General features: G+C 64.7%; 13 protein-coding genes, 1 tRNA gene and 1 pseudogene. 9 read left to right on the top strand and 6 right to left on the bottom strand.

Features of this window, described 5'->3' with window-relative positions; genetic code table 11:
- Positions 1-560: pseudogene (locus A8G00_RS18160) on the bottom strand (site-specific integrase); the annotation flags it as partial.
- 509 nt (positions 561-1,069) lie between these two features.
- Positions 1,070-1,144 (bottom strand) — tRNA-Val (locus tag A8G00_RS18155).
- A gap of 128 nt (positions 1,145-1,272) precedes the next feature.
- On the opposite strand from A8G00_RS18155, the gene A8G00_RS18150 reads away from it, so the two are divergent.
- Positions 1,273-2,607: a dicarboxylate/amino acid:cation symporter gene (locus tag A8G00_RS18150; protein ID WP_044660218.1), complete on the top strand. Its 1,335-nt coding sequence runs from the start codon at positions 1,273-1,275 to the stop codon at positions 2,605-2,607.
- Here A8G00_RS18150 and cpdR read toward each other — a convergent pair.
- Positions 2,604-2,981: a cell cycle two-component system response regulator CpdR gene (gene cpdR, locus A8G00_RS18145; RefSeq protein WP_025551641.1), complete on the bottom strand. Its 378-nt coding sequence runs from the start codon at positions 2,979-2,981 to the stop codon at positions 2,604-2,606. The two genes, A8G00_RS18150 and cpdR, sit on opposite strands and share 4 nt — an antisense overlap.
- A 149-nt stretch (positions 2,982-3,130) precedes the next feature.
- On the opposite strand from cpdR, the gene A8G00_RS18140 reads away from it, so the two are divergent.
- From A8G00_RS18140 to A8G00_RS18125, 4 genes are all read left to right on the top strand, one after another.
- Positions 3,131-4,024, top strand: coding sequence for an N-formylglutamate amidohydrolase (locus A8G00_RS18140; protein ID WP_044660217.1), 894 nt, complete (start codon positions 3,131-3,133; stop codon positions 4,022-4,024).
- A 182-nt stretch (positions 4,025-4,206) separates the two neighbouring features.
- Complete coding sequence (prfB, locus tag A8G00_RS18135) at positions 4,207-5,334, top strand: peptide chain release factor 2 (protein WP_103001333.1); 1,128 nt, start codon at positions 4,207-4,209, stop codon at positions 5,332-5,334.
- Positions 5,334-6,068, top strand: coding sequence for a class I SAM-dependent methyltransferase (locus A8G00_RS18130; RefSeq protein WP_025551644.1), 735 nt, complete (start codon positions 5,334-5,336; stop codon positions 6,066-6,068). Before prfB ends, A8G00_RS18130 begins: the two co-directional genes overlap by 1 nt.
- Positions 6,069-6,181: 113 nt before the next feature.
- Positions 6,182-6,481, top strand: coding sequence for a PilZ domain-containing protein (locus tag A8G00_RS18125; RefSeq protein WP_025551646.1), 300 nt, complete (start codon positions 6,182-6,184; stop codon positions 6,479-6,481).
- Positions 6,482-6,493: 12 nt separating this feature from the next.
- Here the strand turns inward: A8G00_RS18125 and A8G00_RS25280 are convergent, their stop codons facing one another.
- Genes A8G00_RS25280 through A8G00_RS18115 form a run of 3 tightly spaced genes read right to left on the bottom strand, consistent with a single transcriptional unit; the run spans position 6,494 to position 8,606 of the window.
- Entirely contained in the window at positions 6,494-6,649 is a 156-nt protein-coding gene (locus A8G00_RS25280; RefSeq protein ID WP_165363307.1) for a hypothetical protein, read from the bottom strand.
- Between the two features lie 15 nt (positions 6,650-6,664).
- Positions 6,665-7,378: a hypothetical protein gene (locus A8G00_RS18120; RefSeq protein ID WP_025551648.1), complete on the bottom strand. Its 714-nt coding sequence runs from the start codon at positions 7,376-7,378 to the stop codon at positions 6,665-6,667.
- 4 nt (positions 7,379-7,382) lie between these two features.
- Positions 7,383-8,606, bottom strand: a complete 1,224-nt coding sequence (locus tag A8G00_RS18115; RefSeq protein ID WP_025551650.1) for a toxic anion resistance protein — start codon at positions 8,604-8,606, stop codon at positions 7,383-7,385.
- A 153-nt stretch (positions 8,607-8,759) separates the two neighbouring features.
- Between A8G00_RS18115 and A8G00_RS18110 the strand changes: the two genes are divergently transcribed.
- The 4 genes from A8G00_RS18110 to A8G00_RS18095 all read left to right on the top strand — a co-directional run bounded on the left by A8G00_RS18110 (position 8,760) and on the right by A8G00_RS18095 (position 14,414).
- Complete coding sequence (locus tag A8G00_RS18110; RefSeq protein WP_025551652.1) at positions 8,760-9,095, top strand: DUF485 domain-containing protein; 336 nt, start codon at positions 8,760-8,762, stop codon at positions 9,093-9,095.
- Positions 9,092-10,798 (top strand): cation acetate symporter, encoded by a 1,707-nt coding sequence (locus A8G00_RS18105; protein WP_103001332.1) that lies wholly within the window; start codon positions 9,092-9,094, stop codon positions 10,796-10,798. Before A8G00_RS18110 ends, A8G00_RS18105 begins: the two co-directional genes overlap by 4 nt.
- Positions 10,799-10,919: 121 nt before the next feature.
- Positions 10,920-12,740 (top strand): translational GTPase TypA, encoded by a 1,821-nt coding sequence (gene typA / locus A8G00_RS18100; RefSeq protein WP_025551654.1) that lies wholly within the window; start codon positions 10,920-10,922, stop codon positions 12,738-12,740.
- 351 nt (positions 12,741-13,091) lie between these two features.
- On the top strand, positions 13,092-14,414 hold the full coding sequence (locus A8G00_RS18095; RefSeq protein ID WP_103001331.1) for a NupC/NupG family nucleoside CNT transporter: 1,323 nt from the start codon (positions 13,092-13,094) through the stop codon (positions 14,412-14,414).
- Positions 14,415-14,418 lie beyond the last annotated feature (4 nt).

Below are 14,418 nucleotides of genomic sequence, written 5' to 3'. Positions count from 1 at the left end.
AGCAGGGTGATGATCGGCTGTATGTGCGGTGAGTAGGCCTCGATCAGCCGGTCGCGGTCTTCCTTGCTGAGAAAGCGCACCCGTTCATTGTCGAACGGGATCGCCTTGATGCGCAGGGGCGGAAGGTCGTGCAGGTCGTGATGGACGTTGATCGCGGCCTGGAACACGGCGCGATAGCGATCCTGGCCCGCCGGGTCATGGCCGGTCAGATAAGCGCGGCGAAAATGCTCCCAGGCCTGCTTGGGCTCGCGCAGGCTGAAGTCTCCGATCAGGCCATTGAGCTTGCCGATGCGCAGGATGTCGGACGGGCAGGGGGGCTTTGCTTTCGTCAGGTAGCTTTCAAAAGCGTCGGCTATTTTGCCTTGCGCCACGATCGCGGCCGGACCGAACATCAGCCGGTGCCGCAGCTTCGTCTCATGTTCTGCCATCAGGTGCGATGCAGCATCGCGGTCACTCGTTCCTGAACTGAACTCCTTGACGTCGATGTGCTTGTCGCCAAGCGTGACGGTACCTCGGATATAATAAATGCCGTTCTTCCCACGGGTTCGAATGGAGAGCATCTTATCTTCCTGTTGCATCTGATCGCGCGCTTGCGCCGGGAGTTTCGCTCCAAATGCTTCAGCGTGAGGCGCGTTAGCTTTTATGAAGGTCTGGGGCATGCTGTCGTCCTGATTGGTACGAGCGCATGCTGAACTGGTACAGCATGCCAAGCGACAGCAAGGTGATCATCCATTCCATGGAGGTGCCCGGCTTCGTGGCAGTGCACGGATGCGTCGGCAGGCAACGGCCGTGATGGGCGAGCAGCGTTTATACGCTTCCTGCGCGGCTGCGGGATCGACCCTTTTGGAGCCCGAGCTAAGCGAATCGCTTGCAGTCCAAGATAATTTCGGCGGTGTGCGCGACTCGGGATTTCGCTCCCATCGCCCGGCATTTGCATGCTCAGAATTTGCCCAAAGAGACCCGGATTTGCCCAGAATTTGCCCAAAAATTGATGGGCAAGGCCAGGCTCTACGGCTTGCGGCAGGCAAACAAAAACCCCGCCAAACCGTTGATTTGGCGGGGTTTTCGATGGTGGGCGTGGCAAGGATTGAACTTGCGACCCCTGCGATGTCAACACAGTGCTCTACCACTGAGCTACACGCCCACGGTGGAGTGGGCCAATAGCCGGGGGTGTAAGGGAGCGCAAGCGGGAAATTGAGCCTTGCCGCTATTCTTCTGGACAGCAGCCCGGCAGGTCATATGTTGCGGTGCGAAAAGGGGACGCCAAACGCCATGCTGCCATCGCCCACGCCGTCTGATCAGCCCATCGCCCGCCTGCCATTCTACCGCCAGCTTTATGTTCAGGTGCTGATCGCCATCGCCCTTGGCGTTGGGATCGGGCATTTCTTTCCCGAAACCGGCGTCGCGCTACAACCCCTGGGGGAAGCCTTCATCAAGCTGGTCAAGATGATCATCGCGCCCGTCATCTTCCTCACCATCGTGACCGGCGTGGCGGGGATGAAGGAGCTCGGCGCGATCGGCCGTGTCGCGGCCAAGGCCTTCGCCTATTTCCTGACCTTTTCCACCCTGGCGCTGATCGTCGGGTTGATCGTCGCCAATGTCGTCCATCCCGGGGCAGGCCTCAATATCGACCCGGCGACGCTGGATGCCGGGAAGGTCGCGCAATATCAGCAGCAGGCGCATGACCGGACCCTCACGGGGTTCCTGCTGGACATCATACCCGGCACGCTGGTCTCCGCCGTGGCGGATGGACATAATATCCTGCAGGTGTTGTTCGTCGCCATCCTGTTCGGCATCGCGCTCACCATGATCGGGGAAAGGGCCGATCCGCTGATGACGGTGCTCGAATCGGCCAGCCATGCGATCTTCAAGCTGGTGTCCTTCCTGATGAAGGCGGCGCCGCTGGGCGCTTTCGGCGCGATGGCCTTCACCATCGGAAAATATGGGGTGGGGGCGCTCGCCAATCTGGCCGGGCTGGTGGCGACCTTCTATCTGACATCGATATTGTTCGTGCTGGTGGTGCTGGGCGTGGTGGCGCGGCTCGCCGGGTTCAACATCCTGCATCTGATCCGCTACCTGAAGGCGGAACTGCTGCTGGTGCTCGGCACCTCCTCCTCCGAAGCGGCGCTGCCGAGCCTGATCGAGAAGATGGAGCGCGCCGGGTGCCGCAAGTCGGTGGTCGGGCTGGTGGTGCCGACCGGCTACAGCTTCAACCTGGACGGCACGAATATCTACATGACGCTGGCGGCGCTGTTCATCGCGCAGGCGACCAATGTGCATCTGAGCCTGGAGGAGCAGATATTGCTGCTGCTGGTCGCCATGCTTTCCAGCAAGGGGGCCGCGGGCGTCACGGGGGCGGGGTTCATCACGCTCGCAGCGACGCTTTCCATCGTGCCCTCGGTGCCGGTGGCGGGCATGACGCTGATCCTGGGCGTCGACCGCTTCATGAGCGAATGCCGCAGCCTCACCAATTTCATCGGCAATGCGGTCGCGACGGTGGTGGTGTCGGTTTGGGAAAAGGGGCTGGACCGGGAACGGTTCGCGGCCGCCATGGCCGGGCAGCCTCTGCCGCCGACGCCCGATATGGAAGAGGTTGTCTCGGCCTAGCTGAGGCCGGTCAGGCTTTCGGTGCCGAACATGCGCTCGACCTCCAGCACCAGGTCGCGCAGGTGAAACGGCTTTGACAGGACCTTCGCCTGCGGCACGGCCTTGCCCGCTTTCAGCGTGACGGCGGCAAAGCCGGTGATGAACATGATTCGCATGTCGGGCGCCACGGCGGCGGCATGCTGGGCCAGTTCGATCCCGTCCATTTCCGGCATGACGATGTCGGTCAGCAGCAGGTCGAACCGGTCGCTGTCGATATGCGGCACCGCCTGCGCTCCGGTGGAGACGGAGACGACTTCATATCCTGAACGTTCCAGCGCGCGGGCCAGATAGGCGCGCATGCTTTCATCATCTTCCGCCAGCAGAATTCGAACCATTGCCCCGTACGTCTCGTCCCAGGCCTGTGACGGCCGACCCCTGATCGCCCCCTTCGCGGATGGCGTGAAGCGACTATATATGCGACAAGGTGTAAATATTATCCAGCCGAGTAACCATTTTTGGGCGGCGGCCTGTGAAAGGATCTTGCTTGGGACATAGCGCGCCGCCGGTTCCGACCGAAACCACGCCCGCCTACGATCTTTACGAACCCGACGTCCCCGCCGGGCCGGTGGTCGTTTCCGTGCCGCATGCGGGGCGGGATTATGACGAGGGATTGCTGGCACAGGCGCGGGTGCGGCGGGATGTGCTGCAAAGGCTGGAGGATCGCTGGGCGGACATGCTGGCCTATCCGCTGATCGAACGGGGCGTTCCGGTGCTGGTGGCGCGGGTGCCGCGAGCGACGATCGACCTCAACCGGCATGAGCGGGAGATCGACGCAGGCATGGTCAGCGGCATTCCGCGCGACGTCCCCCTGCAGAGCAGCGCCAAATTGCGGGGCGGGCTGGGCCTGATCCCGCGCCGCTTGCCGGGCGCGCATGAGCTATGGCAGCGTTCGCTGGGCTGGGCGGAGGTCGAACGCCGGATCGAATTGTTCCACAGGCCCTATCATGCGACGCTCGCACGATTGATGCGGACGGCGCGGGATGCCCATGGCCATGCGATCCTGATCGACCTGCATTCCATGCCGCCGCTTCCCCCGCCCACCGCGGGGCAGGTTGCTCCCGGACTCGTGCTGGGGGACCGATTCGGCCGCAGCGCCTCGGCTCGGCTGATGACGCTGGCAGCGGATGTCGCCGCCGCCCACGGCATCGCCGTCGCGCAAAATCATCCTTATGCGGGCGACCATATGGTCGAACGCCACGGCAGGCCGACGCATGGCTGTTATGCGATCCAGGTGGAATGCGACCGGAGCCTCTATCTGGACGTCTCGCTGGACCAGCCGGGACCGGGGCTTGCCCGTTTGCAGCAGGTGGTGGCTGCCATGGTGAATGCATTGGCGCATGAACTGCCGCGCTCGAACTATGCGATGGCGGCGGAGTGATGGGCGGGGATGATTTCAGGCGGGGCTGCGACAGCGGCGGATTCGGCCTGATTCCATCCGATCCTTGCGCATTCGCCGGCAAGGATTGAATCTTCCCAAATCCGCCGCCCTCGGATAGGGGCAGGCACTTGATGCGTTTGCCGATCCTACGGCCAAGCGCCCCGACATTCTGGAGAGTTCCCATGCGCGCCGAAGCGCAGCAATATATCGACCGCATCGACGCCGCGCTGGACCTGCTGCGCCGCTTCCTCGACTGGGACCGCGCCCTGCGTCGCCTCGACGAACTGAACGCCCGCGTCGAGGACCCGACCCTCTGGGACAATCAGAAGCTTGCCCAGGAAGTGATGCGCGAACGCACCCGGCTCGACGCCGCCATCGGCGCCACCCGCGCGATCGAGAGCGAGAAGACCGACACCGCCGAACTCATCGAAATGGCCGATGCCGAAGGCGATGAGGATATGGTGACCGAAGCCATTGCGTCGCTGAAGGCGCTGGCCGACCGCGCGGACGAGGACAAGATCAAGGCGCTGCTGGCGGGCGAGGCCGACGTCAGCGACACCTATCTGGAAATCCACGCGGGCGCGGGCGGCACGGAAAGCCAGGACTGGGCCGAAATGCTCAGCCGCATGTACCGCCGCTGGGCCGAACGGCGCGGCTACAAGGTCGAACTGGTCGACTATCAGGCGGGCGATCAGGCCGGCATCAAATCCGCCACCTTCCTGTTCAAGGGCGAGAATGCCTATGGCTATGCCAAGACCGAAAGCGGCGTGCATCGGCTGGTGCGCATCAGCCCCTATGACAGTTCGGCGCGCCGCCACACCAGCTTCTCGTCGGTCTGGGTCTATCCGGTGATCGACGACAATATCGAGATCGAGGTGAATGAAAGCGACCTCAAGATCGACACTTATCGCGCCTCCGGAGCGGGCGGGCAGCACGTCAACACCACCGACTCCGCCGTCCGCATCACCCACGTTCCCTCAGGCATCATCGTCGCCAGCCAGAACGACCGGTCGCAGCACAAGAACCGCGCCACGGCCATGAACATGCTGAAGGCGCGCCTTTACGAAGCGGAACTGCGCCGTCGCGAAGAAGCCGCCTCGGGCGAATATCAGGCCAAGACGGAGATCGGCTGGGGCCACCAGATCCGCTCCTATGTGCTCCAGCCCTATCAGCTCGTGAAGGATCTGCGCACCGGCGTCACCTCCACCTCGCCCGACGATGTGCTGGACGGCGCGCTCGATCCCTTCATGGCCGCCGCGCTCAGCCAGAAGGTGACGGGTGAGAAGGTCGATGTGGAGGACGTCGACTGATGAAAGCTCCGGCGCTGGCGGCCGGAACACTGACAGCATGCCTGTTCCTGCTGGCGGGCTGCGGCCCGTTTTCGTCGGACAGCAATGGCGACCGCCCGGCAGGCGCTCGCGCCTTTCCGCGCGCCGACCGCCCGGTCGCGCCGATCGTGTCCACCCGCTGGTCCAGCGAGGAGGCGCGCGACCGGGTGAACGAGGCGGAGGACATCATGAACCGGGCCGGCATCCGCACCGGCATGACGGTCGCGGACATCGGCGCGGGCGAAGGCTATTATACGGTACGCCTCGCCAGGAGGGTGGGCGACAGCGGCCGGGTCCTGGCGGAGGACATCATGCCCGAAGTGATCGAGGCCCTGTCCCGGCGCATCACCCGGGAAGACTGGCGCAATGTCAGCGTCCGCCTGGGCGCGCCGGAGGACCCGAAGCTGCCGGAAAACAGCTTCGACCGCATCCTCATGGTGCATATGTACCATGAGATCGCGGAGCCCTACGCCTTTCTCTGGCATTTGAGTCCCGCGCTCAAGCCGGATGGCGAACTGATCGTGGTCGACGCCAACCGCCCGACCGACCAGCATGGAACGCCGCCGCGCCTGCTCGCCTGCGAACTGGCCGCCATGGGGTTCCGGCTGGAGGAACTCATCCCGAAGCCGACGGCCGGGGGCTATTTCGCCCGGTTCAAGCGCATCGCAGCCCGGCCCGAACCTTCCTCCATCGTTCCCTGCGCCCTTCGGTCCTGACCTTCCTGTCGCCGGGAGGCTTTTCTTGGCGCGGATTATGGTTAATGCGCTGCCAGCGATTCTATGATGCGTTGACCATTGGACGACCTGATGCCTTGGGGAGAGGGCAGGATATGACAGACCTGACTGGTGCCGCGGGGCAGCGGCGGCTCGACCCGCGCCACAAGATGTTCGGGCCGGTTGCGCTGCGTTTCGGCGGCACGGCGGCGCGGGCCCATTTTCTGGACCTTTCCAGCTCGGGCGCGCTGGCCCATTGCGAAACGCCGCCGACGACCGGCACCTACCTCATGGTCGAGGCATTGGGCGTGCAGGCGAGCGGTCGCGTCATGTGGGCCGAGGGCAAGCGCTTCGGCATACGTTTCAGCGAACCTTTGACCCGCCATGCCATGGATGTGCTGATCGAAGGCGTCTGACACCCCTTGCCTTCAGCCCTTTTGCCGCCATTTCCGGAACAGCGACGCGCCCAGCAGTCCGCCGCCGACAAGCGCCGCAATGGCTCCGCCCGCGCTCGCCAGCGCCCAGGCGCCGGCCGCCAGCAGTCCGGTGAGGAAATCGACGATGATCAGCGTCAAATGGATCATCACTGTAGGAAGACGTCAGTCCTGCCCAAGTTCCTTCGCTTCCTGATATTTGAGTTCCAGGAAGCGGTTCTGCACCGCCAGCTTGTCCAGGTCGCCGCTCGCCAGATTTTCGCTCATCCGCGCGATTTCCGCGTCGATCACGCCCAGTCCGTCGATCAATTGCCGTTCGGGAACGCGCCCATTGCGCTCCTCCCGCCGAAGCGGCTCGGGAATGGATTGGTAGCCGGTGACGAGTTCGGGCAGGTGATCGGCCAGCAATTTGCGGATTTCCTGCGCCGCCGGGTCCTGATCGCCCAGCCGTTCGAGTTGCGGCGCCAAGGTTTCCAGCTTGACGCCGATGCTGTCGACCAGCGTGACGGCCGGTGCGGGCAGGGCCTTGCGCTGATTCTCCAGCCAGATTTCGGTTTGCAGGGGCAGGGCGGTGAGCGCCGTATCCGCCAGCGCCTCTGTCCGCACCCTTTTTTCGCCGGGAAGCATGGCGACCAGCAGCAGGGCCGCCAGCATCGCCCCCAGCGCGATCATCACCCCGGTCGTGCCCAGCGGGGTCACGAAACCCGCCACTGCGCTGCCGATCAGGACCGCAGTCACCGCCCAGAAGGCATATTTGACCTTCCGCATCAGCGCCGCGTTGCGCCGCTGCCGGGCGCGCGCCGACAGGCTTTGCCCGCGCTCGCTATGGCGGCGCAGAACCGCCTCAGCATCGGCCAGCACGCGGTCGGAACGGCTCATCCCCTCACGCCTCGATGGAACTCAGCAACGGATTGTCGGCACGGGCCTGGCTTGCCGCCTGCGCCTGCCCTTCGGCGCGGGCGATATAGCCCTTGGACTTCTCGACCTCGTTCGACAGCGTGTTCACCGTCGTCTTCATATTCTCCAGCGCCTTCAGCTTGAACGTGTCGATATTGTCCATCGTGTCGTAGATATTCTGGAAGGCGCGTTGCAGCGTCTCGATGGGAATGGTGCTGGATGCGGCCTGCTCGTGAATCTGCGCCGTCTGGTTCTTCAGCATCTCGCCGGTCGAATCGATCATGTTCGCGGTCGTCGTGTTGAGCGCGGTGATCTGTTCCAGCACCAGCTTCTGCCCGACCAGCGCCTGCGCCACGGTGACGGCGGTGCGCAGCGCGGCGACGGTCGTGGTGCTGGCGCGGTCGACGCCCTTCACCAGCTCGACATTGTTCTTCTTGACGAGGTCCAGCGCCAGATAGCCCTGCACCGTCACCGCCATCTGCGTCAGCAGGTCCTGCGTGCGCTGGCGGATGTAGAAGAGCGCGCTCTCCCGGATCGCCTTGGCTTTCGCGGGGTCGGTCGAATCCAGTTCCAGCGCCTTGGCTTCCAGCCGGGCGTCGAGCGTCTTGCTGATGTGGATCATCTGCTCCAGACGGCCCATCGTCTGCCACATATTCTGCCGCTCGACATCGATCGCGGCATTGTCCTTGATCAGCACGTCCTTGCCGCTGGCGAGGGAGCCCAGGATCGAATTGATATGGCTCTGCGCGCTTTTGTAGCTGTCGAAATAGTCGCGCATCCGGTTGCCGAAGGGGATGAGGCCGAACAGCTTCTTCGGCGCGGTCAGGCTGCCGCGCTTGCCGGGGTCGAGATCCTCGATGGTCCGGCGCAGCTCCGCCAGGTCGACGCCGACCTTGTTGTCGCTGTCCATCGCCCGTACCGGCCGGTCGAGGAATCGGTTGCTGTGCCCGGCCGCCTCCGCGATTTCCTTTCGCCCCATATTGGTGAGCTGGTCGACCCGCTGGCCGAATTCGGGCGAATTGGCGTCCTGCGCGACCAGATCGTCGATGAAGGCATCGACCTTCTCGTCCAGCTTCGACCGTTTCTCGTCATCCAGCGGCACCAGCCCGGCGGCCTTTTCGGGCGCGACCGGCGGCACCGGATCGGGCGGCGTCAGGTTCAGCGTGTCGCCAGAGGTCGTGGCGGTGGCGGTCGGCGCGGTCGAAGCCATGTCATCTCCCAGGGGCCAGGGGCGGTTCGAACTGTTATATGTGCATAGAACAGTTGGCCCGCAAGTCCATGATGCGAGCTATAAAGCCTCCGCCCTTGCCATTGCAATCGCCCGGCGCGCGGCTAGCATGGCCGAAAGGACGAAGGAGGGCGCATGAGCGACGGACCGGACGAACAGAGGATCGCAGCCGTGGCGGCCGATCCGCGCTATGCCCGGCTGGTGGCGCGTCGGGCGAAGATCGGCTGGCTGTTGTCCGCCATCATCTTCTTCGCTTTCGTCGGTTATCTGTTGCTGATCGCCTTCGACAAGGCGCTGCTGGGCATGCCCGTCGGCCCGGGCGTGACGTCGATCGGCATTCCGGTCGGGCTTGGCCTCATCCTGCTCGCGATTGCGCTGACCGGCGTTTATGTCGCCTATGCCAACCGCCACCATGACGCCCGGATGGCGGCCCTCCTGATCGACCACGGCTTCCAGGATCGCGTCGCATGAAGGCTTGGCTTGCCGCGCTTGCCACCGCCTCCATCATGCTTCTCCCGCTCCCCGCGCTCGCGGCGGCGCTGGAGGGGGAGGCGCAGCGCCAGCCCGTCAACTGGGTCGCGATCCTCATGTTCGTCGCCTTTGTCGGGCTGACGCTCTGGATCACCAAGGCGGCGGCGGCGCGCACCCGTACCGCTTCCGATTTCTATACGGCGGGGGGCGGGATCAGCGGTTTCCAGAACGGTCTCGCCATGGCAGGCGACTATATGTCGGCGGCCTCCTTCCTTGGCATTTCGGCGCAGATCTTCAACGACGGCTATGACGGTCTGATCTATTCCACCGGATTTCTGGTCGGCTGGCCGATCCTGCTGTTCCTGATGGCGGAACGGCTTCGCAATCTTGGGCGCTTCACCTTTGCCGATGTCGCCTCCTACCGCTTCGCCCAGCCGCCGGTGCGCAGCTTCGCGGCGGTCAGCACGCTGCTGGTCGTCAGCTTCTACCTGATCGCGCAGATGGTGGGGGCGGGGCAGCTCATCAAATTATTGTTCGGCCTGCCCTATGCCGTGGCGGTGGTGATCGTCGGCGCGCTGATGATGCTCTACGTCCTGTTCGGCGGCATGCGCGCGACGACCTGGGTGCAGATCATCAAGGCGGTGCTGCTGCTGGGCGGCGCCAGCTTCATGGCGCTGATGGTGCTGGCGCAGATGGGCTTCAGCCTTGAAGCGCTGTTCGCCCGCGCGGTGGAGGTGAAGCGCCAGGCCGCCCTGTCCGGCGGGGCGACCATGGCCGAAGCGGCGGAACGGGGGCGGTCCATCATGGCGCCGGGCAATTTCATCAAGGACCCCGTCTCGGCCATTTCCTTCGGCCTGGCGCTGATGCTGGGGACGGCGGGCCTGCCGCACATATTGATGCGCTTCTTCACCGTTCCGGATGCGAAGGAAGCGCGCAAGTCGGTGCTCTGGGCGACCGGGTGGATCGGCTATTTCTACATCCTGACCTTCATCATCGGCTTCGGTGCGATCGTGCTGGTGGGAACGGAGCCCGGCTATCTGGACGGGGAGGGCGCGCTGCGCGGCGGCGGCAATATGGCGGCGATCCATCTGGCGCATGCGATCGGCGGCAATGCCTTTCTGGGCTTCATTTCGGCGGTGGCCTTCGCGACCATCCTCGCCGTGGTGGCGGGGCTGACGCTCTCGGCGGCGTCGGCGGTCAGCCATGATCTCTACGCCACGGTGTTCAAACATGGCCGGGCGGGTTCGGCGGACGAACTGCGCGTGTCGCGGTTGACCACGCTGGCGCTGGGCGCGCTGGCGGTGCTGCTGGGGCTGGTGTTCGAGAAGCAGAATGTGGCGTTCATGGTCAGCCTTGCCTTCGCGCTGGCGGCGTCGGGCAATTTCCCGGTGCTGATCCTCTCGCTGCTCTGGAGCGGGTGCACCACCCGCGGCGCGGCATGGGGCGGGACCATCGGCCTGCTGACCGCCTTCGTGCTGACGCTGCTGTCGCCCGCCGTGTGGACGACCACCTTCAACCTCGGCCCCGCGCCCTTCCCCTACAGTTCCGCGGCGATCTTCTCCGTCCCGGCGGGCTTCCTCTCGATCTGGCTGATCTCGTTGCTCGACCGCTCGCCCCGCGCGGCGGTGGACAAGGCGGGCTATGCGGCGCAGCGGGTGCGGGCGGAAACGGGGATCGGCGCCTTCGCCGCGTCGGACCACTGAACGCTTCCGCTGGCCGTCGCGCCGCCCTTGCCGCAGCGCGTCATTTCCTGTAGGGGCGCGCCCGATAGTCCTGAGCAGGCGCGGTGCCGGCCGGGAAACCTTAAATCCCGAAGGCAGTTGCATGTCCCTGCGTAACATCGCGATCATCGCGCACGTCGACCATGGCAAGACCACGCTCGTCGACCAGCTTTTCCGCCAGTCCGGCACCTTCCGCGACAACCAGCGCGTCGAGGAACGGGCGATGGATTCGAACGACCTGGAAAAGGAACGCGGCATCACCATCCTGGCGAAGCCCACCTCGGTCGAATGGAACGGCACCCGCATCAACATCGTCGACACGCCGGGCCACGCCGACTTCGGCGGCGAGGTGGAGCGCATCCTGTCCATGGTCGACGGCGTGATCCTACTGGTCGATTCGTCGGAAGGCGCGATGCCGCAGACCAAGTTCGTGACCGGCAAGGCCCTTGCTCTGGGTCTTCGCCCCATCGTCGTCGTCAACAAGATCGACCGCCCGGACGAACGTATCCAGGAAGTGCTGGACGAGGTGTTCGACCTGTTCGTGACGCTGGACGCCACCGACGAGCAGCTCGACTTCCCGGTTCTCTATGCCTCCGGCCGCAACGGCTATGCCAATGAAGACCCTTCGCTGCGTTCGGGCACGCTGGAGCCGCTGTTCCAGAAGATCGTCGACCATGTGCCGCCTCCGGCGCTGGACGAAGATGCGCCGTTCAGCTTCCTGGTGACGCTGCTCGACCGCGACAACTTCCTGGGCCGCATCCTGACCGGCCGCGTCAATTCCGGCACGCTGAAGGTCAACCAGCCGATCCACGCCATCGACGCCGACGGCAATGTGCTGGAAACCGGCCGCGCCTCGAAGATCCTGTCCTTCCGTGGACTGGACCGCGTGCCGGTGGAAGAGGCGAAGGCGGGCGACATCATCAGCCTTGCGGGCCTGACCGTCGCCACCGTGGCGAACACCATCGCCGATCCGTCGATCAACACCGCGATCAAGGCCCAGCCGATCGATCCGCCGACCCTGTCGATGCGCTTTGCGGTGAACGATTCGCCCATGGCGGGCCGCGAAGGCAGCAAGGTGACGAGCCGCATGATCCGCGACCGCCTGATGCGCGAAGCCGAATCCAACGTCGCGATCAAGGTGACCGAATCGGCCGACAAGGACAGCTTCGAAGTTGCCGGTCGCGGTGAACTCCAGCTTGGCGTGCTGATCGAGACGATGCGCCGCGAAGGCTTCGAACTCGGCATCTCCCGCCCCCGCGTGCTGTTCGGCGAGGATGAGAACGGCAACAAGACCGAGCCCTATGAAACCGTCGTCATCGACGTGGACGATGAATTCTCCAGCACGGTCGTCGACAAGATGAACCAGCGCAAGGCGGAAATGACCGACATGCGCCCCTCGGGCGGCGGCAAGACCCGCATCACCTTCTCGGCGCCCTCGCGCGGCCTGATCGGCTATCATGGCGAGTTCCTGTCCGACACGCGCGGCACCGGCATCATGAACCGGCTGTTCGAAAAATATGGCCCGCACAAGGGCAATATCGAAGGCCGCAAGAATGGCGTGCTGATCTCCAACGGCGCGGGCGAGGCGGTGGCCTATGCCCTTGGCCCGCTGGAAGAACGCGGCATATTGATGGTCGGGGTGGGCGAGGCGCTCTACGAAGGCATGATCATCGGCCAGAACGCCAAGCCGGAAGACCTGGAAGTCAACCCGATGAAGTCGAAGGCGCTGACCAACTTCCGCGCTTCGGGCAAGGACGACAGCATCCGCCTGACCCCGCCCTGGAAGATGACGCTGGAACAGGCCATCGCCTATATCGACGATGATGAAATGGTCGAGGTGACGCCCAAAAATATCCGCCTGCGCAAGCGCTATCTCGACCCGAACGAGCGCAAGCGCATGTCGCGGGCCAAGGCTGCCGCCTGACCGGATTTCGATGGATGAGAAAAGGGCCGGCGTCGCGAGACGCCGGCCCTTTTTGCTTCGGGAGTCTGACGATGGCCAATTCAGGACATTCCCCTCCCGTAAACGGGAGGGGTTAGGGGTGGGCGCGAGCGTAGCGAGCTTCTGACTTAGCCGTTGCAAAACAGCGCTGATGTCGCGCCAGCCCACCCCCTAGCCCCCTCCCGCCTGCGGGAGGGGGAATGTCCTGATTCCACCCGAACATCTCGCCCAAACGCATTTGCACCATCGTAAAGTTACTGGCGTAAAGCTACTGGCCTCGCCGCTGCGGCGTCTCTATGGTCGCGCCGTTCGTTCTTCCCGCGAAAGCTTTTCATGCATCTTCTCATTGGCCTAGCCGGTATCGCGCTGATCCTTGCCATTGCCTTCGCCCTTTCCTCCGACCGCCGCGCCATCAGGCCGCGCGTCGTGGGCGCGGCTTTCCTGTTGCAGGCGGGCATTGCGCTGCTGGTGCTCTATGTCCCCGCCGGGCGCGCCGTGATCGCCGGCATGTCGCACGGCGTCGCCAATTTGCTCGGCTATGCGCAGGCGGGAACGGACTTCATCTTCGGCCCGCTCGCTAGGCCGGAGATCGGCGGCGCGAGCTTCGCCATCGCCGCGCTGCCGGTCATCATCTTCTTCGCCAGCCTGGTGTCGATCCTCTATCATCTGGGCATCATGCAGCAGATCGTGCGCTGGGTCGGCGGCGCGATCGAGAAGGTGACCGGCGTGTCCAAGGTCGAAAGCCTCTGCGCCGCCGCCAACATCTTCGTGGGGCAGAGCGAGAGCCCGCTCGTCATCCGCCCCTATCTGGCGGGCCTGACCCCGCCGCAGCTTTTCGCCGTCATGACCAGCGGCATGGCGGGCGTCGCGGGCACGATCCTGGCCGCCTACGCCTCGATGGGGATCAAGATCGACTATCTGCTGGCGGCCAGCTTCATGTCCGCGCCCGGCGGCCTGCTGATGGCGAAGATCATGATGCCCGACGAGCCGGAGCGCGAGCCCGAACTCCCCCTGGGCGATCATCCCGAAGTCGTCCTGCCCGAAAGCCGGATCGGCGACACCGGCCCCGCCGCGCTGCTGCCGGGGGGAACGCCGGGCGAACCGATGCCGCCCGCCACCCATGACGAGGAAAAGCCCGCCAACCTCATCATGGCCGCAGCCCAGGGCGCGCAGACCGGCGTGAAGCTGGCCGTCGCGGTCGGCGCCATGGTGCTGGCCTTCGTGGCGCTGGTGGCGCTGGCGAACGGCATCCTCGGCGGCGTCGGCGGCTGGTTCGGCTATCCCGACCTCAGCTTCCAGCAACTGCTCGGCTATCTCTTCTCTCCGGTCATGTATCTGCTCAACATTCCCTGGAATGAGGCGCAGATCGCGGGCGGGCTGTTCGGCACCAAGGTCGTGCTCAACGAGTTCGTCGCCTATATCAATCTCGGCCAGGCGCAGGGCGCGCTGTCGCCGGCGACCGTCGCCATCGTCACCTTCGCGCTCTGCGGCTTCGCCAATTTCAGTTCGATCGCGATCCAGATGGCCGTCACCGGCAATCTCGCGCCCAACCAGCGGCCGGTGATCGCCCGGCTGGGGCTGAAGGCGCTGGTGGCGGGCAGCCTCGCCAATCTGATGAGCGCGGCGCTGGCGGGCCTGATGCTCAGCCTGCGATGATCGT

Origin of the sequence: Sphingobium sp. SA916 (assembly GCF_002894065.1) — a bacterium.
GTDB classification, from domain to species: Bacteria; Pseudomonadota; Alphaproteobacteria; order Sphingomonadales; family Sphingomonadaceae; genus Sphingobium; species Sphingobium fuliginis.
This window is presented reverse-complemented; position numbering and strand designations above follow the sequence as displayed.

Coding starts and splice junctions, on each gene's coding strand:
- A8G00_RS18120 (WP_025551648.1), bottom strand. CDS start 7,378: ATGAGCCGTTCCGACCGCGTGCTGGCCGATGCTGAGGCGGTTCTGCGC.
- prfB (WP_103001333.1), top strand. CDS start 4,207: ATGCGCGCCGAAGCGCAGCAATATATCGACCGCATCGACGCCGCGCTG.
- A8G00_RS18125 (WP_025551646.1), top strand. CDS start 6,182: ATGACAGACCTGACTGGTGCCGCGGGGCAGCGGCGGCTCGACCCGCGC.
- A8G00_RS18105 (WP_103001332.1), top strand. CDS start 9,092: ATGAAGGCTTGGCTTGCCGCGCTTGCCACCGCCTCCATCATGCTTCTC.
- A8G00_RS18110 (WP_025551652.1), top strand. CDS start 8,760: ATGAGCGACGGACCGGACGAACAGAGGATCGCAGCCGTGGCGGCCGAT.
- A8G00_RS18150 (WP_044660218.1), top strand. CDS start 1,273: ATGCTGCCATCGCCCACGCCGTCTGATCAGCCCATCGCCCGCCTGCCA.
- A8G00_RS18115 (WP_025551650.1), bottom strand. CDS start 8,606: ATGGCTTCGACCGCGCCGACCGCCACCGCCACGACCTCTGGCGACACG.
- cpdR (WP_025551641.1), bottom strand. CDS start 2,981: ATGGTTCGAATTCTGCTGGCGGAAGATGATGAAAGCATGCGCGCCTAT.
- A8G00_RS18130 (WP_025551644.1), top strand. CDS start 5,334: ATGAAAGCTCCGGCGCTGGCGGCCGGAACACTGACAGCATGCCTGTTC.
- A8G00_RS18095 (WP_103001331.1), top strand. CDS start 13,092: ATGCATCTTCTCATTGGCCTAGCCGGTATCGCGCTGATCCTTGCCATT.
- typA (WP_025551654.1), top strand. CDS start 10,920: ATGTCCCTGCGTAACATCGCGATCATCGCGCACGTCGACCATGGCAAG.
- A8G00_RS25280 (WP_165363307.1), bottom strand. CDS start 6,649: ATGATCCATTTGACGCTGATCATCGTCGATTTCCTCACCGGACTGCTG.